Here is a 22,928-nt window from a genome sequence, read left to right as displayed (position 1 = left end):
ACTATTGTTAGTCCGGGAGCTTTCAGCATTAATTGTCATCAACAATTATCCACCATAACCTGGGTTTTGTGGAAGAATGTTAGGGTTAGCGTCAATCTCGCCTTGTGGTATCGGCTGAAGACGTCTGTCATCACCTACTGGGATCAACCTCGCATCCGACGGATGTCTGTCAGTACGCTGAACAGGAAGGTTAAGGCGCATAAATGTCCAGTAACGATCACCTTCAAAAGCGAGCTCTTTACGTCTTTCAGTCAAGATATCCTGAATTAGCTGATCGCCTGAAGAAGTATACTCCGCTGCATTTCTGGCAACTGTTAGCTCGTTTAGGATATCCAAAGCTTCTGCTCCTGCTCCTGTACGGGCGTAGGCCTCGGCTAAAGTTAATAACACCTCGGAGTAACGGATAACTTTGATATCATCTTTATCCGAAGCATTAGTTCTGTTTGTATACTTATTTACGAAGTATGCATCCTCGTTAGCCTTCTCTCCTTCTTCTATTACGTCTTTACGAACATCATCTTCTGCATAAAGATTATATAGCTCAGGAGTTGCTACAATGTCACCGTAGCCGCCTTGGTCATACATGTTCGCAAGTGCATTAGATCCATTATTATCTATTGCGTCTATTGAGATTTCAAAAATAGTCTCTACCCTGTTGCGTACTGGTACTGGGTTAGACCAGTAGCTTACATAGTCTGTTGCTGGAATAAGGCTGTAGCTACCGTTGTTATACACATCAAGTGCAGCATCTCTGGCTTCATCGTAGTAGCCCTCTCCCATAAACAAGTAGGCACGTGCCTGTAAGGCCTTTGCCGCATACTTGCTTATATAAGAAGAGTTTGCAGCACCCTTGCCCATTAATCTATATGCCTCGTCATAATCAGCAATAATTTGCTCATACACTTCTGCTACTGTATTACGCTTTGGCTGCTGAGACACATAGTAATCAGTAAGGTTTTCAGCGTTAAACTCTGTAACAACTGGCACGCCAGGAGCACTTGGATTAACACTATAAGGTGTAGCAAAGAACTTTACTAACTCGTGAAAAGCTAAGGCTCTTATTGCATAAGCTTCACCTTTGTACTGCCCTACAGTAGCCTCATCAGCATTTGGAAGTTCAGCATTGATTATAACATTAGCTCTTAAAATTGTTTCATACAGATTATTCCACATTTCAGTAGGCTCAGCAGAACCAGGTGTTAGACGGAAAGCATTCTGCGTAAGATAACGCCCAGCATTATCTGCAGATATATATGTATTATCTGCTAACAAATCACCTAAAACTGGTATGTTTCTACCCCATGTTTCATAGGTTCGCATAGAAGCATATAGACCGGTCACGGCTGTTCCTAACTCATCCTCAGTTGTGATTGCTGTAACAATAGGAACTGAGGAATGAGGTTCTTTTTCTAAGAACTCATCTTTACATGATCCCAGTAACATAGTTGCTGAGAGCAAAGACATATATAAAAATTTCTTATTCATATCTGTAATTAATTAAACATTAATACTTAGAAACTAACATTCAAGCCAAAAGTAACCGCCTTACCAATCGGAACGTTTGCATTCTGCGCTCCGTTAATGCCCGCTTCCGGGTCAATAGGAAGATCATCATCAAATGTCTTCGTCAACAAGTTTGTGCCACGAACATAAACATTAGCTCTGTTCAACTTCACTTTCTCGATTAGGGCGCTTGGCAGGTCATAACCTAGCTGTAAGTTTCTTAGACGGATGAAGTCGCCTTTGTACAGCATTCTGGTTGATAAGCTGCTTGAGTTGTTTGTCAGGTTATACTCGTATCTAGGTACATTTGTAATATCACCTGGCTGCTGCCATCTATCCATCACTTTGCTGTATTTGTTTGAAAGCGCATAGCTACCATCCATCATATAGTACTCCCAAGAATCTCTCACGTAGTTACCGAAGTTGTAAACGATAAGAGCATCAAGTGTAATACCTTTGAATGAGAAGGTGTTGTTGAAACCACCAAAGAATTTAGGTGATGCACTTTCGTAAGGGACGCGTGCTGCCTGGTTGTAAAGGTTTGTAGTTTCTGTTTTCTCAGCATCTCTCCACCATAACGGGTCACCTGTCTGAGGATCAACTCCAGCCCACTGACGCACATAAAACGTTCTGTAATCCATACCCTCTCTCAAGATAAAAGCACCATCAATGATGTCTTCTCCATCAGGAAGCTTTGTAATTTCGTTCTTATTTGTAGCGATATTAAAGTTAGTCTTCCACTTGAAAGCACCATCAATCGGATAACCGCCCACAGAAAGCTCAAAACCAGAGTTCTTCATTTCGCCGATGTTCTCAAGAATAGTAGTAAAACCAGTAGTTCTTGAAATAGGACGGTTAAATAACAGGTCGCTAGTAGTTCTTACATAGTAATCTGCAGTTAACGTGAAACGATCGTTCAAGAAACCTAAATCAACACCAACGTTGAATGGCTTGTTCAATTCCCATGTTAAGGCAGTATTACCGATGTTTGTGAAGGCACCACCTGGCTGTTGGTTATAGTTGATACCGTAACCGTATAATGGTCTCCAGGTATAGTTACCGATAGCACCATTACCGTTCACACCATAAGATGATCTAAGCTTCAAAGTTGAAATCAGGTCATTGTTTTGCAAGAATGCCTCTTCGTCAATGTTCCATGATCCACCTACAGACCAGAAGTTACCGTATCTGTTTTCAGAACCGAATCTTGATGAACCGTCACGACGGAAGCTGGCACTAAGTACATACTTATCAGCATAGCTAACGTTTGCTCTTGAAAGGATAGAAGAGAAAGAGTAATCGTTACCTGTTGCGCTTGCATCTACCGGGCTTGCGGCAATAACGGTACCAGTTAAAGCAGTAGTTCGAGGAAAGTTATTCGCGCTACTAGTAATTCTGTACTCATTAGACTCCTGTGCCTCGTAACCAACTGTTACATCTGCTGTAAGCAGCTCAACACCTGGTACAGTAAAGCGGTAATTCAATAAGTTTGTAGCAGTCCAGTTGAAGATACGGGTGTAGTAGTCGTATCCGTAACCACCGTAGTTTACACCGTCACCATGGAACGGGTTCCAGTACATTCTCTCTTCCAGGTTAATATAGTCAACACCAACCTGAGATGAAAAGCGAAGTCCTTTTGCGATGTTCCAGCCTGCACCAATAGATCCTAGAACCTTTGTGTTAGTCAGGTCTCTTTTGTCATTCTCAACTAAATACAGCGGGTTGTAGTTACCGCCAAAGTCAAGTATAGCATCTTCGCTGATATTGTAAGAACCGTCAGCATTGTATGGAGACTGAGTAGGGAAAAGGAAACCAATTGCACCTACCGGGTTAGAGAACGCACCACCGTTAGAAGGTGTGTTCTGGCTAATATTTGAAGCATTTAATGTTGAGAAGAAGTCAATCTTATCGCTTACTGTATGGTTCAGGTTCAATGTACCTGAAATTCTGCGAAGTTCTGAACCGATAACTGAAGCTTCCTGATCAAATAAACCACCAGATACAAAGAATCTTGTTTTCTCGTTACCCCCTGAGGCAGACAAGTTGTAAGAGCTTTGCTTACCTCGTCTTGTTACAAGATCTCTCCAGTCTGTATCAACACCTGAGCCTTCTCCTAGCTGACCCATAAAGTTATCTACAGTAGCAGCTCCGTATCCTGCATTTACCAAACCTTCTCTTGTAATCTCAAGCCACTGCTCAGCATTAAGAAACTCTCCTGCATCCGGCACTTTTGCCACTTCAGTATAACCATGCTCTGTAGAGAAGTTAAACTTAGTTTTACCGGCACGGCCTTTCTTGGTAGTGATTAAGATTACACCGTTAGCACCTCTAGAACCATAAATGGATGTTGAAGCCGCATCTTTCAAGATAGATACACTTTCAATGTCATTAGGGTTTAAACCCGCTAACTGGTTTGAAGTTGTTGTCAATCTTGAAACATCACCTGTGTTGATGATAACTCCGTCTACTACATATAATGGATCAGAACCAGCATTGATTGAACCAATACCTCTAATTCTGATCTCTTGGCTTGCACCAGGCTGCCCAGATGCACCAACTGATTGCAAACCTGCAACCTGACCTTGCAATAATTGATCAACAGAAGCTACAGGTCTGTCCTGTAGGGTTTCTGCAGTAACAGAAGCAACTGAACCTGTAAGTTCTTTTTCTACAGTTGATCCATAACCAGTAATAACAACTTCAGAAAGCTGCTTATTGTCTTGCCCTAGAGCAACATTAATTGTATTGGAAGCACCAATAGCAACTTCTTTCGTAGCGAAACCAATATAAGAGAACACAAGCGTGTTACCATTAGCTGGCACATTTACGCTAAAGTTACCCTCTGCATTGGTTGTAGCACCTACAGTCGTTCCTTTAACGACTACAGTTACGCCGGGAAGTGGGGTCCCATCCGAGGAGGATGTAACCGTTCCTGTTACTGTTTTCCCTTGCTGCGCCCACGCTTGCAGAACAAACGCAAACATAAACAAGAGACTCAGTAGTACACTCTTCTTCATAATGTGTTAATTAAGGTTTAAGAATAGTTATTGTGTTTAGATACTCCGCCAAATATAACTATTTATTCGAAGCCCCAAAAGTTAAAGGTTAAAAAAGCTACTCTAAAGAAATTAACTAAAGAAAATTTCATAAATCAGAGAAAGACAGACGTTCTTTCAGAATTAAAAATATTGTCAAACTGAATCAGTTTAGCGTTTTTACACTCCATTATTAAGTTGGAAAAAAATTAAATAAATTAAAAAAGTACAATTATACACATAAAACACATTTCAATGTTTACACCTCTAAAATATAATATTACCAATAACTTTATCTATAACTATAGCTATTTACATGAATAATAGAAGATACTGAAACCTTTATGCGAATCATGCATAGTGCCAAACTTAATGTTTAACCACTATATACCTGAAAGTATGCGGGCCCATCAGGTATAAACTGAGGATTAGCTTATTAAAAGGCTATGTTTAACAGCTGGCAGTAAATAATAACAGGGAAATAAATTTGGTTAGGGCTTTATAAAGGAACATTGCTTTGCTGGCACAACATATCTGCCCTACCCCACTAGCTTTAGTTGCTGCTTTATTTTAAATTGCATTACACCTTCATGATCAACATATTCGCATGCAATTGACTCACAACCTCTTAAGGATACTCACAGCCTGTGTTATAGCATTTATATTAGTGCCAGCTTTCAGCATAGCAGGGGGCAGCAGCAATCCGCACACGCTACTATGGGAAATCAGCGGCAACGGGCTTAAATCACCGTCATATGTTTTCGGAACAATTCATGCGTTATGCCCGGAAGAATTTAAGGTGCCTGAGCTGGTACAAAACAAACTAGCCCAAACAGAGCAGCTGTCGCTGGAGGTAGATATGGATGCCCCTAACTTTATGGCTGAGCTGATGCAAAGCGCGACTTTGCCCGCTGGTAAAACGCTAAGCACTATACTTAAGGCAGATGATTATAAGCTACTGGCAACACACCTGGCAAACACTATGCAGCTGGACCTTAAACTATTTGACAACATGAAGCCTTTTATGCTGCAGTCGCTGCTTTTGTCTCAGCTAACTGACTGCAAAGCTGTATCGTATGAGCAACGGCTGGTGGAAATGGCGCATGCGCAGGGCAAAGAGGTAATTGGCGTGGAAACCATAAAAGAGCAGTTAGCCGCCATGGACAACCTGCCACAGCAAATACAAACCGACATGCTGGTTAAAACCGTGAAAGATATGCCGGCAGCCAAGGCATCGTACCGGCAAATGGTAAAACTATACTTGGCCCAGGACCTGCAAGGGTTAACAGAGATCATGAAAGAAGACATGGCTGAGGACGAGTATAAACTTTACGAGAAAAACTTTCTGACAGCACGCAACATACGTTGGATACCAGTAATTGAGCGTGAGGCAAGAGCTAAACCTACTTTCTTTGCTGTTGGGGCAGGCCATTTGAGCGGCTCTGAGGGGGTATTGGAATTGCTCCGCAAAAAGGGTTACACTATAAGGCCGATAGCAGCATAAGGCCTTCGTTTTTGTTGTTGCATAAAGTTTTTGCCTATTCATACTTTAGCAGAGGCCGGGTAATACAAGCGTTGCGTTATTCCGTAACCAAGTATGACAAAGCATATTAACTGCCATATTCCAGAGCTATGACAAAAACATTACTCCTTTCATTTATCTGCTTGCTCCTACTTAGTACAGTTGCTACCAAAGCACAAAGTATAAGCTACTGCGCAGAAAGCCGTGCACAAGCTATACAAAAGAAGGCTATAGCAAGCCCGGAGCACCAGCGGCAAATGAACCTGTATGACGTAACGTTTTATAAACTGGACCTGCACCTGGAGCGAAACAGCACTTACATTACCGGCAACGCCACAATCAAAGCAAAGGTTAAGTCTGGCGGCCTCAGCGTGTTTGCCTTCGAACTTCACCAAAACTTCCAGATAGATGCTGTACTTATCAACAACAGGCGCGAGCAAAGTATAACGCGAAACGGTGGCGAAGTAACTGTACAGCTAAGCACTCCCCTAACCGCGTCGGCAGAGGTGGCAGCCACAATACACTATACTGGTACAGCCCCTAGCGGAGCATCAGCGGCTATTGGCAACGGGTTTAATACGGCACGCGAGCCAGAATGGGGCAACCATGTTACCTGGAGCCTTAGCGAGCCTTATGCTGCTTACGAATGGTGGCCTACCAAACAAGTATTAACCGATAAGGCAGATTCTGTACATGTGTTCGTTACCACTAGTGCTGAAAATAAAGTTGGATCTAACGGGATACTGACAAGAGTTGTAGACCTACCCGAAAACAAGAGGCGTTACGAATGGAAATCTAATTACCCGATTGATTACTACCTGGTTTCTGTAGCTGTTTCTAATTACGAAGAATACCTGCAGTACGCGTACCCAAACGGCACCCCAATCCCTATACTTAATTATGTGTATGGCGGTGGTGCAATGGCAGCCTATAAAGATGAAATGGATAGGACTCCCGGCTTTATAGAACACTTTTCTGAGCTGTTTGGCCTATACCCTTTCCACGGAGAGAAGTACGGGCATAGTATGGCGCCTTTAGGGGGAGGCATGGAGCACCAGACAATGACCACGCAGAGCACCTTTACCTTTACACTTACTGCCCACGAACTGGCTCACCAATGGTTTGGAGACAATGTAACCTGCGCCAGCTGGCAAGACATATGGCTGAACGAGGGCTTTGCTTCTTATGCTGAATATTTGGCGTTACAAAAGTTTGCAACGCCAGAGGCCGCAGAAAACTGGTTATTAGACGCCCAGGATCTTGCCAAATTAAACGTTCCAGGTGCCTCGGTGCAAGTACCAGCGCAAGACACGCAATCAGTAGTTCGTATCTTTAATTACAGGCTATCATATAAAAAGGGAGCAAGCGTTGTGCACATGCTTCGCTTTGAGATAAACAACGATAACCTTTTCTTTAAAGCGCTACAGAATTACCAACAACAGTATGGAGGCGGCACAGCATCTACCGCAGATCTGCAAAAGGTGTTTGAGCAGCTTACTGGCAAACAACTAGGCTACTTTTTTGATCAATGGTATGCGGGCACCGGCTACCCAACCTTTCGTATCGCCTGGAACCAGGAGCAAAATCGGCTGTTAATCGTGTCAGAGGCTACCGTAAGCAGTACCACACCATTTTTCAGAACTGACATGGAATACCGGATAACAACAACTACCGGCGATACCACCATACGTGTAACGCAAGGCAAAGCCATAGAAAACTACCTGCTTCAGGTGAAAGGCGAAGTAACCCGCATTCAACCTGACCCCAACAACTGGATACTTAAAGATGCCTCCTTGCAAAGAAACAGGTTGCTTGCAGTACCAGACTTTGGACCTCCTGTGCTCTACCCCAATCCTGTGCACGGCCCAAGTATAAAAGTGGCAAACTTAAGCTTTGAGCCTACAGTTGCCAAAGTATACGACATGACTGGGAGGCTGGTAAGAAGTTCATACTTTTTAACTTCTGAGGAAACCACCGTACCCGTATCAGACCTGCCTGCAGGCATGTACCAGCTCCTACTCACCAACGGATCGCAGAAGTATAGCGCTCGGTTTGTAAAAGTAAAAAACTAGGATTAGCCCAAAGCATTGTTCCGTTAACGCAAGGTGTACTTCAGATAAAGGCTTCCAACCAGGGTTTGAACTGAATGCCTGGCCTCAGTATTGCATCATGGCCAGTACTCTTTGTGCCTCCTTTACATTATACTCATAAGCCAGGCGGCGGTAGTTTATAAGGTCAATGATAGTACCGACCACGCAAAGGCCGCCAGTAAAAAAGTAAAGCAAACCAAGCCCGATCTGCCCGATCACAAAACGCTGCACACCTGCTACGCCAAAGAAACCGATAACAGTTGTTGCCAGCATAAGCATAGGCTCACGGCGCCTTGAGCGATAAATGTCGGCAAACTGCCTCGCTTCATCATCAGACATATGCTGCACAAGTGCTTGCACATAGCTCATCTCGTCCGGTTCCAGGTCCGGCATCAGGTGTAAAATTCTAGCCATTTTGTTTATGTAAGGTTAGTAGATTGAAGTGTTTTTTATGCCATCGCAGTAGTTGCCAGCAGCGCCACAGCAATAGCAGCAATGCAGGAGCTGCCAAGGGATGTGCCTGCCAGGATGCCTGCCAGTTGCCTCGCAGCAGGTACGCGACTCCATGCCCTAAGCCACACCCGATGCACCCGTTCTCCAGCACCCAGCTATAAGGGCAAAAGCTGAAAAGATGTTCGCCGTCTGGGTTCATTAGCGCCAGCAAAACAATACCAGCGCACCACAGCCCCACCTCAGCCAGGTATTTTAACTGTACAATGCTATTGCCTGCTTTTGAAGTCACCAGTATTTAATTTAATCGGCATGTTTTTATACTAAACAAGTATACTTAAAATTTACCATACTTACATTACCTCCATATATTTAAGTGAGCTGTAGTTTAAGTCGCAGGTTTACACTCCGTATGGTTATTTCTTTTTAATGCTGCAGAATCTATACTTCATCAGTATTTTATGTTTTCTACAAAGTATAACGCATTTAAGCCAAACCTTACACAAATACAAAAGTATATAAAAATAAGTACATAAAATTATTTGGCGATAGTGATGAAATGTAATGTAGGTTTAGGTGAACAAAAAGCCAGAGCCATAGCCGGTATGGGGCTCATTGGTATTGGAGCATATTACAATGTAAAGCCTTTAGCAGTTTTAGGTATCATACCCATTATAACGGCTGCATTGCGCTGGTGCCCACTTAATGCAGCCGTTGGATATAATGGTTGCACCGATCAGCAAGGAGCAAACCAAATTAGAAAGTTGTGATGTGGAACCAGGTGTAAGCAATAATCAAAATGACGGCCAAATCTTAGGCTCTGCCATACTTAAGCCAATTCTGGTTTATGATGGCGACTGCAGTTTCTGTAAATTCTGGGTTAGCCGATGGCAAAAGCTTACACCCCACGAAGTTAAATTCACTCCTTATCAGCATTTACCCGAAGTGTATTATGGTGTTAAGCGCCAGGAGTTCAAAAAATCTGTTTACCTGATAACCCATTATAGACGTTTACGCGGAGCTGCTGCTGTTTTTGAGGTATTAGCTTTAGGAGGCAACGACTTCTGGAATAAACTTTATTACAACATAGTACTTGCTGATGTTCTGTTTGAGGCAGGCTATCGGTTTGTGGCCAGCAACCGCGACTTCTGCTTTTGGGTAACAAAGCTGTTTTATAAAGATGCCCGGAAATTTGGCAAACACTCAGAGGGCCGCTAAAGCTGAGGCACTAGCTACAGGATTAACTTTTCCAACTGTAGGGCATATGTATGTTGTAGCTTTTAGTTACCCTGATAGTATAGGGTTTCTGGAGCCTGAACTGCTGCGCATCATTGCATCCGGAGACAAATGCGGGACTTGTGGCGGGGCAAGATCAGGAACAGCATCAACAATAAGCCTTTGCCCGGTTTCCTCATAAAACAGCAAGTCCGGAGGGGAAATGGCATGATGCCCGCCCTTAAGAAAATTGCACCTATGAAAACTAACCCGGGAACTTCCTAAAGCATATAGGAGCCTAGCTGCCAGCCAATTAATGATTATACAAGAAATATAGTGCTTTTGGTATTCTCTATAAATTCAAGTTATCAAAACAAAAAGGCCTGCGCAACATGAACGTTGCGCAGGCCTTCGCCGAAGTATACTTACGAAAGCTACTATTTCTTCTTTTTCGCCTTACTCTTCGCTTTCTTAGATTTTGAGGCTTTGGCTATTGCCTCTGCTGCCTCCGCTTCATTTATAAGCGCTTTCCAGTCGTACTTGGCCGCTGCACTAAAGTCTATAGTGGCTTCGTAATCATCTTTATCTACTGCCAGTACTTTAATATCTTTTGTAAGGTAGGTTTGTATCTCGTCGAGTATGGGTTTCTCTTCAGGAGCACAAAAACTTACAGCAATACCTTTTTCGGTACCGCGCCCTGTACGGCCAACCCTGTGCACGTAGTTCTCCGGCTGCTCCGGCAAATCGTAATTAACAACATAGTCCACGCTTGGTATGTCTATACCCCTGGCACTCACGTCTGTAGCAATAAGGAGCTTTACATCGCCTTTCTTAAACTTCTTCATCACATCCAGGCGGTCTTTCTGCTCTTTGCCGCCATGTATACTTATGGCTTGCACACCTACACGCTCCATTGCCGCCACCACGCGTTCTGCGCGCACTTTGGTGCGTACAAAGGCCAGCACTTTCTTCTCCGGGTTCTCCTTCACCACACGCTCCAGAAAAAAGCGTTTGTCATCCATATCTACATACATCACCGAGTGATCCACGTTTTTAGCTACGGGGTCTTTTGGAGAAATCTGGATACGAACAGGCTTCGTTACCAGCGAGTAGGCAAGCTCTTTTATTTTCTCGTTTATAGTAGCCGAAAAAAACAATGTCTGGCGTTGGCGCGGCAGTTTAGAGATCAGCTGCCGGATGTCATGTATAAAGCCCAGGTCCAGCATGTGGTCAGCCTCATCCAGTACCAGCACCTCAACGCGATGCAGTTGGATGTGCCCCTGGCTTACCAGGTCAAACAGGCGGCCAGGTGTGGCAACAAGCACATCAATACCTGCTTCCAGCTTTGCGATCTGTGGGCCCTGCTCTACGCCGCCAAACACACAAAACGTATTTACACGCGTGCCACGGCCAATCTCGTTAAAAACCTCAGTTATTTGCTGCGCCAGTTCTCGGGTTGGCACCATTACCACGCACTTTATACCATCTTCACGCTTTCGGTTCTTGCTATACTGCAGCCTATCGAGCACCGGAATAGCAAAAGCGGCAGTTTTACCTGTACCTGTCTGGGCAATTGCCAGTACATCTTCGCCTTTCATGATAGGCGGAATGGCTTTAAACTGGATATCGGTTGGCTTCTTGAAGCCTAGCTTGTCAAGGCTTTTCTTTATTTCGTCGGAAATACGGTAATCTTCAAATCTCATGATGCTGGTATTTAAACCTGGTTACTGCTTATACTTACGGCACAGCCAGTATGCAAAGGTACACTTATTGTTGATTATCGGGTTGCCCCTGCAGCTTCGCTCTGTAAAACAATGCTATACATCTGGTTGTCCTATTCTAAAGCCAACTCCAATATCATCTAAATAAAAAAAGATAGCTTTATAAACTTTTTTAATAGTATTACTATTACGTAAAAGACATTACATAAATTTGCCCAAAATATGTGCCCTGCTGCACAAGTGGCTTTATAAAAAGTGCTAAACAAAAAACAGCCTACAGTAATTATTGTAACAGATGGCTTGAGCAGCAGTAGACAATAGCTAAAGTATAACAACCAAATAATGGCTTACCCTAAAGCAGACAAGAAATTAACGCCAATGCAGCGTTTCCTAAAGTTGCTCTCCATTGAGCGGCGGGAGATTATGTATATGTATGTGTATGCCATTGCCGCAGGCCTCATAACATTAATGATCCCGCTTGGTATTCAGAGTATTATCGGATTTGTATCGAGTGGGCAGGTAACAGTATCGGTGGTGGTGCTAATTAGTTTAATTGTGCTTGCGTTGTTGATTGTAGGCGGCCTGCAGGTTATGCAGCTTTGGCTGGTGGAGTTTATTCAGCAACGGTTATTTGCCCGCACAGCCTCAGATTTTGCCTATAGGGTGCCACGGTTGCAAACAGAAGCGCTGTTGAAGTATTACCCGCCGGAGCTTATGAACCGCTTCTTTGACGTAGTAACCCTGCAAAAAGGCATCGCTAAAATCCTGGTAGACTTTTCAACTGCTGTTATCCAGATTGTCTTCGGCTTGATATTGCTTTCATTCTACCACCCATACTTCATCTTTCTCGGCTTGATCCTGATCATTGTGCTAGTGGCTATTATCTGGGCAACAGGCGGCAAGGGCATTGACACAAGCATACGTGAGTCAAAGTATAAGTATAAGCTGGTGGCGTGGCTTGAGGAAATGGCCCGCTCCCTGAGCACCTTTAAGCTGGTAGGCCAAACCAACCTGCCCATGGACCGCACCAATACCTATGTAAAAAGCTACCTGGAAGTGCGCCGCCAGCACTTTAGCGTCCTCATGACGCAATACTACAGCTTTGTAGGTTTTAAGACCTTTATTACTGGTGGCTTGCTGGTATTAGGCTGTATCCTGGTGGTGCAGCAGGAAATAAATATCGGGCAGTTCGTAGCCTCCGAGATCATCATCATCCTGATTATGACGGCTGTGGAAAAAATCATTATTAAGCTGGATACGGTGTATGATGTGATGACCAGCCTGGATAAAATTGGCGAAGTAACAGACCTCCCGACTGAGGAGGTAAAAGGCATCACGATAGATGAGCTAGACATTCCAGGCGGCTTAAGCATCCAGACATGCAACCTTAGCTACAAGTTTCAGGATACCAAGAAGGTGGCTTTACATGATATCAACTTTACAATAAGGTCTTCTGAGCGGATTTGCCTGGCAGGGTTTAACAGTTCCGGCAAAAGCACACTTATTAGTATACTGCTCGGGCTGTTGCCATCTTATGAAGGTAGTTTGGCTTTTAACAGCGTATCGCTGCACGACCTGCACAAGGGTAACCTGCGCAGTTACATCGGGGATAACATTTCTAAAGAACAGGTGTTTGATGGCACCCTTATAGAAAACATAACCCTTGGCCGTGAGCTCCCGATGAAGGATATTTTATGGGCAATAGAACTTACCGGACTGAATGACTTTGTGCACACGTTGCCAGATGGCCTGCACGCCTACCTTACCGGCGGAAGCATGCGCCTGCCCGGCAGCGTTGCCCGAAAAATAATTATGGCGCGTAGCCTGGTGCAAAAACCAAAACTCCTTATCCTGGATAACATGGCGGGTATGGCCAGAAAAGAAAAACTGGACATGCTGCACCTGCTCACTAACCCGCACTTTAACTGGACCATGATCATAGTTTCGAACGACAAGGACGTGATGCAGTTGTGCGATCGCACTTTATTGCTTCAGAATGGGCGTATGGTTGCTTTTAACGCGTATGAGCAGCTGAAGCAACTGGAGGTTTTACAGGAGTTAACAGAAGTAACCGCTTAACATATGGCTACCGAACTAAAAAACTTCGATAATACCGAGCATCAGCAACTGGATGTAATGGCCGAGGTGCAGACGCCACACATGGGCCGCACACTAACGTATTGGATTGGTGGCATTTTCCTGATCGTTATACTTTGCATGTTCCTGCCCTGGACCCAGAACATACGCTCTGCGGGTACCTTAACGGCACTCACTCCGCAGGACAGGCCGCAAACCATAGAGGCTACCATAGCAGGGCGCATTGAGTACTGGCATGTAATGGAAGGTGCTTTTGTGAAAAAAGGCGACACCATTGCCAGCATCTCCGAGATAAAGGAAAAGTACATGGACCCGAACCTGCTGACACGCCTGGGTGAGCAGGTAGATGCAAAAAAGCAGTCGGTGGAGGCTAACGAGAACAAGGCGGATGCTATGCAGGAGCAGATAAGTGCCTTGCGCGAAGGCCTTACATTTAGCCTGCAGAAAGCCCGCAACAAAATAGAGCAAACACGCCTGAAACTGCAAAGCGATAGTATGGACGTAGTAGCGCAGCGCACCGAGTTGGCTGTTGCCCAAGCGCAGTTTCAACGCCAGGAAAGCCTGTACAAACAGGGGTTAAAGTCGCTGACGGAGCTGGAACAACGCCGCTTGAAATTGCAGGAGGCGCAGGCAAAGCTGCTATCAGTAATAAACAAGTATGACGCCACCAGAGCCGAACTGCAAAACACTCGCACGGAGTTAAACTCGTTGCAGGCGGAGTACGGCGATAAAATTGCCAAGGCAGAAGCAGAACTAAGCTCCACCCGCTCCTACATTTTCGGCACGCAGGCAGAGGTAGCCAAAATACAGAGCGAGTACAGCAGCACACAAGTCCGTAGCAAATATTATCAGATCGTGGCGCCGCAGGATGGCTATGTGGTGCAAACCCTGAAAGCTGGCATCGGCGAAACCATAAAAGAAGGAGAGCCTTTGGTTACCATTATGCCACAAAACCCTGAACTGGCTGCAGAGCTATACATTAGCGCCTTAGACCTGCCGCTTATTAAACGGGGCGATGAGGTGCGACTGCAGTTCGAGGGTTGGCCTACCATTGTATTCTCTGGCTGGCCGGGCGCCAGCTTCGGCACATTTGGTGGTAGAGTAGCCGTAATTGATAACAGCGGCACCAATGGCAGGTACCGTATGCTGGTAGTCCCGGACCCTGGCTCAGAACCGTGGCCGGATGCCTTGCGCGTAGGCTCAGGAGTGAACGGATGGGCCATGCTGAACACCGTACCTATCTGGTATGAGATATGGCGACAGCTAAACAGCTTCCCGGCAGATTATACAGCGCCTAAAACTGGAGCCGCCGCAAAACCCAAAGCCACCGGAAAAGCGGAGGAGGAAGAAAAGTAATGCGAAGCAGGATATTTATACTTTGCCTGTTGGCGAGCCTGCTGGTGTGGCAACCTTATACCCAGGCACAGGTGCTTACGCTACAGGAATACCAGCGAGTTATACTTGCCAATCACCCTGTAGCCTCGCAGGCACGGCTGCTTACAGAACAGGCACGGCAGGAACTGCGCATCGCACGCGGCGTTTTCGATCCTGAACTGGTAAGCAAGCTCTACCGCAAAGAGTTTAACGGCAAAGAGTACTACAACACCTGGGATAACACCCTGTATGTGCCGCTTTGGTTTGGCCCCGTGCTTAAGGCTGGTTTTGAAAAGAACGGAGGGCAGTACCTGAACCCAGAGAAAGGCACGCCTGCTGATGGGCTGAGCTATGCTGGCATCTCGGTACCATTAGGGCAGGGCTTGTTTATTGATGAACGCAGGTCCACGCTACGGCAGGCACAGCTGATGCAGGACATTGCCGAGGCCGAGCGTGTAAAACTGATAAACAAACTGCTGCTGGAGGCAACCAAAGACTATTGGGACTGGCTGTTGCAGTACCGCACCATGCAGCTGTACCAGGAGGCGCTTGAGTTAGCCGATTTCAGGTTGAGAGCTGTAAACATCAGGGCACAGGAAGGCGATCTGGCTGCCATTGATACGGTGGAGGCCCGCATGGCTGTGCAGGACAGGCAGGTACTGCTGGAGCAGGCAAAACTTAACTACAACAATACCCGCCTGCGTGTGGCTGTACACCTGTGGGCAGAAAACGAGGTGCCGCTGGAGCTGCAGGAAAACACGATTCCTACGCTGGCAGGAAGTGAACTGGCTACCATGCATCGCGATTCGCTGGACCAGTTGCTGCAGTTTGCCCGCCGCAACCACCCCGACCTGCTCAAGCTGGATCTGAAAGGCTCTCAGTTAGCCATTGAGCAACGGTTTGCGGCAGACAAGTTAAAGCCCAAGCTAAATGTAGACTACAACGTGCTGCAAAGTGATTTTTACCTTGATTCTGAGGCGTTGGACCAACAATACATGGGCAATAACTATAAACTAGGAGTAAGCTTAAGCCTGCCCCTGTTCCTGCGCCAGGAGCGTGGCAAACTGCAGCTAACCAAAGCAAAACAACAGGTAAATGCGCTGGAACTAACACAAACATCCCGCGAAATTGAAGCCTCTGTAGTGGCTGCTTACAACGAGTGGCTGGCGCTGGAACAGCAGATCAGGCTGCAGGAGCAGGCGGTTGCCAACGCCCTTATACTTCGCAACGGAGAAGTTACCCGGTTCGAGAACGGCGAAAGCTCATTATTCTTGATCAACTCACGGGAGGTAAAGCTGCTGGAGTCGCAGGTGAAGCTGTATGAGTTGCGAACAAAGTATGCCAAATCGAAAACTTACCTGTATTGGTCTGCAGGAAGTATGGAAGAGTGATCGCTAATTTGAGTTATAGAAGCCTAAAATCATCTGCTATACTTGCTCAACGACATCGTAACGTCCGGAGGAATGCAAGCGCATGCAATAAGTATACTTAGAACAACCCAGCATTTAACCTTTACGGCCAAACCAGCTCTGCACCGTGGTAGCAACATGGGCAAAATCGCTGCCGCCGGTGCCGTAGGTATCATAAGCAAATTTCAGGATGATGCCAGACACCACCACCAGGAACAGCACGCGCACAAAGCCAACGCCACGGTTTAAAGCAGTACGGGTGCCTAGTTGGGAGCCTATTATACTGCAAACTGCCATGGGTATAGCCACCTCGTAAAGCACGAATCCTTTGTAGGCAAAGTATAAAAGCGCAGATAAGTTTGTAGCTACATTCACTACTTTGGATGCCGCAGAGGCAGCCAGGAAGTTGAACCCAAACAGGCCTATAAAAATGAAGATCAGGAAGCTGCCGGTGCCCGGGCCGAAAAAACCATCGTAGAAACCAATAGATGCCCCTACCAGCAAACCATACAGCCGCTCTTTCTGCTCTGTTAGCTTAGGCGCATGCAACGAGCCAAAATCCTTTTTAATCAAAGTATACACCGCCACCAGCACCAGCATCACAAGTATAAACGGTTTCATCAGGCTGGCATCTATGTGGGCAAGCGCCCTCGCTCCCAGAAACGAAAACACAAAAGCTGCCCCGGCCGCCGGAAGTATAGCCAGGTAATTTATCTTAACCTTTCGCACATACTTTATCATGGCTGCCGTAGTGCCTGCAATGCCGGCAAACTTGCCCGTACCAAACGCAACAGGCAGCGGCACACCGGGTAAAAACACCAGCAGGGCCGGCAACTGTATCAGCCCTCCCCCACCTACTATCGAATCAATGAACCCAGCCAGAAAAGCAAAAAAGCACAGGTAAAGTATAACTTCTATCTCCACAGGATAATTTCAGAACCAGCAAAAGCAAAGCCTCTGTAACCAAACCAGTTATCTGTGCTCTGCTGCTATTACAAAGTATAAAGTCAAAAAGTGGCGCAAGATAATCGAATGCAGGATCATCTGCAGCAGGTGCAGCCATAAATATTACCATGCCAGCCAACGGGGGCACAAATGGCACTCTTCTTGTAAATATAATGTTGCAAAACAGCTCATTAAACCATACTTAAACGCCCTGACCTGTGCTTAGATTATTGCTTGTATACACCCTGTTAATCAGCTCTGTTTTTACCCAAACCTCCTGCGACAAAGAAGCCATAGCTTCCCCCATTCCAGAGAAAGAGCTTTATGTGTCATCAGAGCTGATCACATCTGTTCCAAGAGACTTGCTTCGATCTTTGGCCGCTGCAGAAGGGCATGGGGCTTATGCCAATGAGATAAAATATGGCGTGTCAGTTTATAAGTTAACATACATCACTACGTACCGGGGTAAAGAGATAAAAGCATCGGGTTTAGTTTGCGTACCGCAGGGCATGCCAACAGCTGCCCCTGTTATTAGTGCGCAGCACGGTACTATTTTTACTCAAGCCGATGCCCCAACCAGCTTTACCGGCCTCTCAGGGTTCGAGCTTTTTGCGGCAGCGGGTTATGTTATGCTTATTCCTGATTATATTGGTTTTGGTGAGTCTAAGCAGATTTTCCACCCATACTATGACCAAAAGCATTCAGCCATGGCGGTGGTAGACATGATAAAGGCCGCTCCTGAATTCTGCAGCGAGAAAGATGTTACCGTAAACGAGCAACTCTTTTTAGTTGGTTACTCCGAGGGTGGTTACGTAACATTGGCTGCACAGAAAGAAATTGAAACGAACCCGCAACATAAGCTTAAAATCACGGCATCGGCGGCAGGTGCCGGTGGCTACGACCTAACGCACATGCTGGCCGGCGTTACAGCTGGCAAGCCTTATACTTACCCGGCTTATCTTGCTTATATTTTGCAAGCCTATAACCAAACCAACAGCTGGAACAGGCCTTTAAACGAGTTGTTTCAAGAACCTTATGCAGAAAAGTTGCCACGGCTGTTTAACGGCAACAACGGAGGCAGCGCCATTAACCGCGAACTTACCACAGACCCGCAAAAGCTTTTCGCCCCAGCTTTCTACAATGCCCTGAAAGACCCAAACCAGGAACGGGCATTAAAGCAGGCTTTGCAGGCTAACAGCTTTAACAATTGGGTACCGCAAAGCCCCACACGCCTCTACCACGGCACCGCCGACAATATTGTGCCATTCGAAAACTCAAAACTTACTTATGAGCGTTTCAAAGCAAACGGAGCAGCTCAAACCGAGTTTATAAGTATAGCGGGTGGCACGCACAGCAGTTCTTTTGGCCCGATGCTACAATCGCTGGTGCCCTGGATTAAGTCGTTTTAAGTTCACTCTGATAGCATGGCTACTTCGTTGGATCAGTAATTTATAGCCTCCCTCCTAGTACCACACGCTCTTTAAACTCACTTTTCTCCCCGTTCAGGCCAAATAGTTCGATGTAAAATATGTAAGTGCCAAGATTCGCTTTAGCGCCGTCTTGCCGCAGGCCATCCCACCTGAAAAAGCCATCAGTTGCCAGTAGTTCGTTGCGCGCCAGCTTGCGTACTTCCCGGCCCAAGGCATCAAAAACTGTAATATTGGCCACTAAACCTGCTTGGTTAGAGGTATAGTTGATAGTGGTAAAATCATCAAAGCCATCGCCATCCGGAGAGAAAACCTGCGGCTCTATTTTAAACATCCGTTGGGCCTGCATACCTGGCTGCGACTGCGAGTTAAGGTAACCTGGTGTGGCAAACACAGTAGTAGCCGCCGAGTGGAAGTTAGTAGCTATACTTGGGCCCTCCACCCTTATCCGCTCCAACGACACACCGTTTACATCATCAATTAAAGCAAAGTGCATACGCTGGGAATAGCTAAACCTATCGGCGGTGCGGTTATCTGGCTGCAACACTACTACCGTACCCGCGGCATCAGGGTAGCTAGGCAAGCTGGCCATACGCAAAAAAATTTGCTCCCTGGCAGTAGGGTAATTGCTTTTGATGTTATCTAGGTTGGAAGTGAGTACCACATATTGCCCAGGCGCCAGCACATAATTTGCGGTTGTTATATTTCTGATATTGCTGATCGTATCGCCGCTAGTGTTTGCCAATTTCCAGTCTTTCAGGTTGATGTATTTATCGCTGCGGTTTACCAGTTCTACAAAATCTACGCCGTTTGGCCTTGGGTTAAACAGAATCTCGTTGATAACCACATCGCCGGGTGCAGGCGCTGAGGGCAAGGCAAACATAGCTGTTAACGGTTGGCTGCCCCGGTTACCCGAGCAATCGCTGATGCTTTTGGCTGTTAGCGTATACAGCTGCCGCTCCTGCAGCGGAGTAGCTAGTGTAAGTATAGCCTCAGTAAATAATGGCCCCTGCACCTGCGCATTGATTATACTTATACTTGGGCTAATGCTGTAGTTAGCTATGGTTGCAGCCTGTGCACTATCCAGTTTCTCGTTAAAACGGAGCAGTACTCTATCGGTAGCAATAGCCGTAGCATCTACAAGTATAGGTGGTGTGTTATCAGGGTTGGCGGCAGCAACGGAGTTAGGTTGGGCCGGTGTGCCACCTCCCGGATTTACAGAGGCCGTCCAGTTCTCTATTCCGGCGCATGGGTTGCTCACATCAATCATTTCCAGGCTCCAGCCGCCTTCGCGTTTGCTGCTGTTTTTGTACCACGTATCTGAATAATTTACAGCAAAGATAAGCCTGCCATTGGGCTGGCGCAGTTGCAGCAGTTCGCCGCCATTGTTCAGGCTCGGAAAGTTGCTTATACCGATAGCTTTGCCATAAGGGCTAAAATTTGCCGCCTGCGTATTGGGCACTACTACTATATACTCACCGGGCAACAGCTGTACATTAGGCAAGATGGTGGTAGAGGTAGCATCGGAGTAGCGGATGCCCTGTAGTTGCAGCACTTTGTCTGTAGTGGTGTTGTATAGTTCAATATATTCCTGTGCTGGTAAGCCAACAGCTGGTGTTTCGTCGGCCATGATCTCGGTAATGATAAGTTCGTTGTAGCTAGGCAGCACCGCCGGAGGTATAAAGTTAAAACTACGCTCTATTGGGGTGCTTAGGGCATTGCCATACACATCCTGCAGGTTGGCTATACGTAAAGCATTGTCTCCTATTCCAAAACTCTGGCCGAACACTAAACGAATAGTGCCAGCAGCAGTCAGTTCCGCTATAGTTGGTTTTATACTGCCATTTAAGGTATAGTTAGCTGTGTTTTGTGCCTGCGCTGGCTGCAGGGATTCGTTAAACCGAAGTATAAGCTCTTGGGTGTTTGTAGTCTGCAGTTCTTCCAGCATAGGTGGCTGTGTATCTGTGATAGCAAAATCATCAAAGTAAAAGCGTTGGCTGTTGGCTGAGGTATAGCGCAGCAGCACCCCAAAGTATGCGGAGCTTTTATGTGTGGCATCAGAAGCTGTGCCCTGGCTGACATATTCCTGGCCTGTTCCTGTTACATCTATACTTAGCTCCCATTCGTGGTTTATACTTCGGGTTACCCGCACGCGCACAACGTTGTTGCTGGTAGCAACAGTTTTATCCTGCCCGTTGATTAGCATTACGGCTGCTTTGCCAGCGTCTTTCCGGTAAAGGCTTACTTCGTCAGCGGTGTTGCCGATGCGCACAAAGTACCCGTTTACGTCTGCCGCCTCCAGGTCTTCTTTGTCAGCAATGAGGTAAATGTCGGCGTAGTTGGTTGATGAGGTTGCCAGGCGCAGGTTTGCCCAGAACTCCCAGGTAGCCCCAACTACGGCTTGTGAGGGTGTGGCAAGGCTAAGAACAGTACCCGTAACAGCAGGCCCATGGCTTTGCAGTTGCCCCTGCAGGTTAACTATAAAGCTGCTTACATCGCCTGTCCAGGTGGGGTTTTGGGTAAAGTCACCGTCAGAAAAGCTTTCCTGTAGTTGCGCAAGTGTTAGTACCGGAAGTAGCAGAAGTATAGCGAGTAAAGTTTGTTTCATGGGCAGAAATTGTGGTAAAAACTTACGTTATTTGCAGCCGCGTGAGGGATAGAGCCGGCACCCCGCAGCGAAGCGAGGAGTACAGGCGAAAGCCCGACGGCCCAGCCGGCACGCCCAAACAATAACAGGCGCTGTTATAGTTTTAGAACTATTACGGGAGCAAGGGGCGTTAGTTAACTAGTTAATTCTGAGTAACGGAATGCGTGTAGAAGCAGGCCAAAGCACGAGTTACAAACTTGCGCCGGCTAAAGCCTTTTAGTTTTTCAGCTATCAAACAATTAAATATATACCTTAAATGAAAGTAGCAGTAGTAGGCGCCACCGGACTGGTGGGCAGCGAGATTTTGAAAGTGCTGGCGGAGCGTAACTTCCCGGTAACGGAATTATTGTTGGTTGCTTCTGAGAGATCTGTTGGTAAACAGATGGAGTTTAAGGGTAAACAGATAAAGGTTATCGGGATGCAGGACGCGATTGCAGCTGCCCCGCATATTGCTATTTTCTCGGCTGGTGGCAGCACTTCTACGGAGTGGGCCCCAAAGTTTGCCGAAGTTGGTACTGTTGTAGTAGACAATTCATCGACGTGGCGCATGGACCCTACTAAAAAGCTGGTAGTGCCCGAGATTAACGCCAAAGAACTTACGAAAGAAGACAAGATTATCGCTAACCCAAACTGCTCTACCATACAAATGGTGGTGGCCCTGAACAAGCTGCACGAAGAATTGCAAATGAAGCGCGTTGTGGTAAGTACTTACCAATCTGTGACGGGAACTGGGGTGAAGGCTGTGGACCAGTTGATGAACGAGCGCGAAGGCAAAGAAGGCGAGAAAGCGTACCCGTACCAGATAGACCTGAACGTGCTGCCGCATATCGACGTGTTTACCGATAACGGCTATACTAAGGAGGAGATGAAGATGATCCTCGAAACAAAGAAGATCATGGGCGACGACTCTATCCGTGTAACAGCTACAGCGGTGCGCATACCCGTAATGGGCGGCCACTCCGAATCGGTGAACGTGGAGTTTGAGAAGGATTTCACGCTGGATGAAGTATACCGCATACTTGGCGAAACCGAAGGTGTGAAAGTGATAGACGACGTAAAGAACCTGCAATACCCAATGCCAAAAGATGCACACGGCAAAGATGAAGTACTGGTTGGCCGTGTTCGTTTAGATGAAACGCAGCCGCGTACGGTAAATATGTGGATTGTGGCGGATAACCTGCGCAAAGGCGCTGCTACGAATGCGGTACAGATTGCAGAGTATCTGGTGAAGCATAAATTGGTATAGGTTTTTTTGACAAAAGACTGATTAAAGCATAATTAATGCTCTTCCGGAACTCCAAGTCCGGAAGTTAAAAAACGGGGACTTTGAGTCCCCGTTTTTAATTGGTGCTGGTGTATGCGGATATGGATATCCGCATCAGGTGGTTTTTGGGCTGGGAGTATGGAAGAGCGGGAAATTCTCTTATATTGTTACTTTGAAACTTCGGCTAAATTTTCTCAAAGCGATGTTAGTAAGGACACATATCGTTCTT

Annotated in this window: 16 protein-coding genes; 9 read left to right on the top strand and 7 right to left on the bottom strand. The window is 46.2% G+C overall.

The features are described 5' to 3' along the window. Positions 1–45: 45 nt before the first annotated feature. Both Q1A23_RS09955 and Q1A23_RS09950 read right to left on the bottom strand, forming a co-directional pair. On the bottom strand, positions 46–1,464 hold the full coding sequence (locus Q1A23_RS09955) for a RagB/SusD family nutrient uptake outer membrane protein (RefSeq protein WP_299822619.1): 1,419 nt from the start codon (positions 1,462–1,464) through the stop codon (positions 46–48). 47 nt (positions 1,465–1,511) lie between these two features. Then, positions 1,512–4,520 carry a TonB-dependent receptor gene (locus Q1A23_RS09950; RefSeq protein WP_299822616.1) on the bottom strand — a complete coding sequence of 1,003 codons (3,009 nt, stop codon included), beginning with the start codon at positions 4,518–4,520 and terminating at the stop codon, positions 1,512–1,514. Between the two features lie 685 nt (positions 4,521–5,205). On the opposite strand from Q1A23_RS09950, the gene Q1A23_RS09945 reads away from it, so the two are divergent. Both Q1A23_RS09945 and Q1A23_RS09940 read left to right on the top strand, forming a co-directional pair. Then, on the top strand, positions 5,206–6,042 hold the full coding sequence (locus Q1A23_RS09945) for a TraB/GumN family protein (protein ID WP_299822613.1): 837 nt from the start codon (positions 5,206–5,208) through the stop codon (positions 6,040–6,042). A 128-nt stretch (positions 6,043–6,170) separates the two neighbouring features. Further along, complete coding sequence (locus Q1A23_RS09940) at positions 6,171–8,132, top strand: M1 family aminopeptidase (RefSeq protein ID WP_299822610.1); 1,962 nt, start codon at positions 6,171–6,173, stop codon at positions 8,130–8,132. Positions 8,133–8,216: 84 nt separating this feature from the next. Here the strand turns inward: Q1A23_RS09940 and Q1A23_RS09935 are convergent, their stop codons facing one another. Next, positions 8,217–8,564, bottom strand: coding sequence for a TM2 domain-containing protein (locus tag Q1A23_RS09935; protein WP_299822608.1), 348 nt, complete (start codon positions 8,562–8,564; stop codon positions 8,217–8,219). Next, on the bottom strand, positions 8,557–8,892 hold the full coding sequence (locus Q1A23_RS09930; RefSeq protein ID WP_299822606.1) for a DUF2752 domain-containing protein: 336 nt from the start codon (positions 8,890–8,892) through the stop codon (positions 8,557–8,559). Before Q1A23_RS09930 ends, Q1A23_RS09935 begins: the two co-directional genes overlap by 8 nt. Positions 8,893–9,154: 262 nt before the next feature. On the opposite strand from Q1A23_RS09930, the gene Q1A23_RS09925 reads away from it, so the two are divergent. Together Q1A23_RS09925 and Q1A23_RS09920 are read left to right on the top strand one after the other, a co-directional pair. After that, entirely contained in the window at positions 9,155–9,370 is a 216-nt protein-coding gene (locus Q1A23_RS09925; RefSeq protein WP_363322036.1) for a DUF2892 domain-containing protein, read from the top strand. After that, on the top strand, positions 9,324–9,818 hold the full coding sequence (locus Q1A23_RS09920) for a DCC1-like thiol-disulfide oxidoreductase family protein (RefSeq protein WP_299822604.1): 495 nt from the start codon (positions 9,324–9,326) through the stop codon (positions 9,816–9,818). Before Q1A23_RS09925 ends, Q1A23_RS09920 begins: the two co-directional genes overlap by 47 nt. Before the next feature lie 434 nt (positions 9,819–10,252). Here the strand turns inward: Q1A23_RS09920 and Q1A23_RS09915 are convergent, their stop codons facing one another. Continuing rightward, positions 10,253–11,518 (bottom strand): DEAD/DEAH box helicase, encoded by a 1,266-nt coding sequence (locus tag Q1A23_RS09915; RefSeq protein ID WP_299822602.1) that lies wholly within the window; start codon positions 11,516–11,518, stop codon positions 10,253–10,255. 360 nt (positions 11,519–11,878) lie between these two features. Here Q1A23_RS09915 and Q1A23_RS09910 point away from each other — a divergent pair, with 360 nt between their 5' ends. From Q1A23_RS09910 to Q1A23_RS09900, 3 genes are read left to right on the top strand one after another with little or no spacing between them, the layout of a single operon-like run. Next, on the top strand, positions 11,879–13,615 hold the full coding sequence (locus tag Q1A23_RS09910; RefSeq protein WP_299822599.1) for an ATP-binding cassette domain-containing protein: 1,737 nt from the start codon (positions 11,879–11,881) through the stop codon (positions 13,613–13,615). A gap of 3 nt (positions 13,616–13,618) precedes the next feature. Further along, complete coding sequence (locus tag Q1A23_RS09905) at positions 13,619–14,989, top strand: HlyD family efflux transporter periplasmic adaptor subunit (protein ID WP_299822597.1); 1,371 nt, start codon at positions 13,619–13,621, stop codon at positions 14,987–14,989. Further along, positions 14,989–16,398, top strand: a complete 1,410-nt coding sequence (locus Q1A23_RS09900) for a TolC family protein (protein WP_299822594.1) — start codon at positions 14,989–14,991, stop codon at positions 16,396–16,398. Before Q1A23_RS09905 ends, Q1A23_RS09900 begins: the two co-directional genes overlap by 1 nt. Positions 16,399–16,512: 114 nt before the next feature. Here Q1A23_RS09900 and Q1A23_RS09895 read toward each other — a convergent pair whose 3' ends face one another. Then, entirely contained in the window at positions 16,513–17,340 is an 828-nt protein-coding gene (locus Q1A23_RS09895) for a TSUP family transporter (RefSeq protein WP_363322035.1), read from the bottom strand. Positions 17,341–17,579: 239 nt separating this feature from the next. Here Q1A23_RS09895 and Q1A23_RS09890 point away from each other — a divergent pair, with 239 nt between their 5' ends. Further along, on the top strand, positions 17,580–18,770 hold the full coding sequence (locus tag Q1A23_RS09890) for a lipase family protein (RefSeq protein ID WP_299822591.1): 1,191 nt from the start codon (positions 17,580–17,582) through the stop codon (positions 18,768–18,770). A gap of 40 nt (positions 18,771–18,810) precedes the next feature. On the opposite strand, the gene Q1A23_RS09885 is transcribed toward Q1A23_RS09890, so the two are convergent. Next, positions 18,811–21,396 (bottom strand): lamin tail domain-containing protein, encoded by a 2,586-nt coding sequence (locus Q1A23_RS09885; protein WP_299822588.1) that lies wholly within the window; start codon positions 21,394–21,396, stop codon positions 18,811–18,813. A gap of 295 nt (positions 21,397–21,691) precedes the next feature. On the opposite strand from Q1A23_RS09885, the gene Q1A23_RS09880 reads away from it, so the two are divergent. After that, complete coding sequence (locus tag Q1A23_RS09880) at positions 21,692–22,681, top strand: aspartate-semialdehyde dehydrogenase (RefSeq protein WP_299822585.1); 990 nt, start codon at positions 21,692–21,694, stop codon at positions 22,679–22,681. Positions 22,682–22,928: the final 247 nt, after the last annotated feature.

This window comes from uncultured Pontibacter sp. (genome assembly GCF_947492645.1).
Lineage (GTDB): Bacteria > Bacteroidota > Bacteroidia > Cytophagales > Hymenobacteraceae > Pontibacter.
Note: the sequence above shows the minus strand (reverse complement) of the source record. Positions and strands in the feature narration are given on the sequence as shown.

What these genes read in the sequence shown, in the direction of transcription:
- Q1A23_RS09955 (WP_299822619.1), bottom strand. Translation starts at nt 1,464, where the DNA reads ATGTCTTTGCTCTCAGCAACTATGTTACTGGGATCATGTAAAGATGAG.
- Q1A23_RS09950 (WP_299822616.1), bottom strand. Translation starts at nt 4,520, where the DNA reads ATGAAGAAGAGTGTACTACTGAGTCTCTTGTTTATGTTTGCGTTTGTT.
- Q1A23_RS09940 (WP_299822610.1), top strand. Translation starts at nt 6,171, where the DNA reads ATGACAAAAACATTACTCCTTTCATTTATCTGCTTGCTCCTACTTAGT.
- Q1A23_RS09935 (WP_299822608.1), bottom strand. Translation starts at nt 8,564, where the DNA reads ATGGCTAGAATTTTACACCTGATGCCGGACCTGGAACCGGACGAGATG.
- Q1A23_RS09925 (WP_363322036.1), top strand. Translation starts at nt 9,155, where the DNA reads ATGAAATGTAATGTAGGTTTAGGTGAACAAAAAGCCAGAGCCATAGCC.
- Q1A23_RS09920 (WP_299822604.1), top strand. Translation starts at nt 9,324, where the DNA reads ATGGTTGCACCGATCAGCAAGGAGCAAACCAAATTAGAAAGTTGTGAT.
- Q1A23_RS09915 (WP_299822602.1), bottom strand. Translation starts at nt 11,518, where the DNA reads ATGAGATTTGAAGATTACCGTATTTCCGACGAAATAAAGAAAAGCCTT.
- Q1A23_RS09910 (WP_299822599.1), top strand. Translation starts at nt 11,879, where the DNA reads ATGGCTTACCCTAAAGCAGACAAGAAATTAACGCCAATGCAGCGTTTC.
- Q1A23_RS09905 (WP_299822597.1), top strand. Translation starts at nt 13,619, where the DNA reads ATGGCTACCGAACTAAAAAACTTCGATAATACCGAGCATCAGCAACTG.
- Q1A23_RS09900 (WP_299822594.1), top strand. Translation starts at nt 14,989, where the DNA reads ATGCGAAGCAGGATATTTATACTTTGCCTGTTGGCGAGCCTGCTGGTG.
- Q1A23_RS09885 (WP_299822588.1), bottom strand. Translation starts at nt 21,396, where the DNA reads ATGAAACAAACTTTACTCGCTATACTTCTGCTACTTCCGGTACTAACA.
- Q1A23_RS09880 (WP_299822585.1), top strand. Translation starts at nt 21,692, where the DNA reads ATGAAAGTAGCAGTAGTAGGCGCCACCGGACTGGTGGGCAGCGAGATT.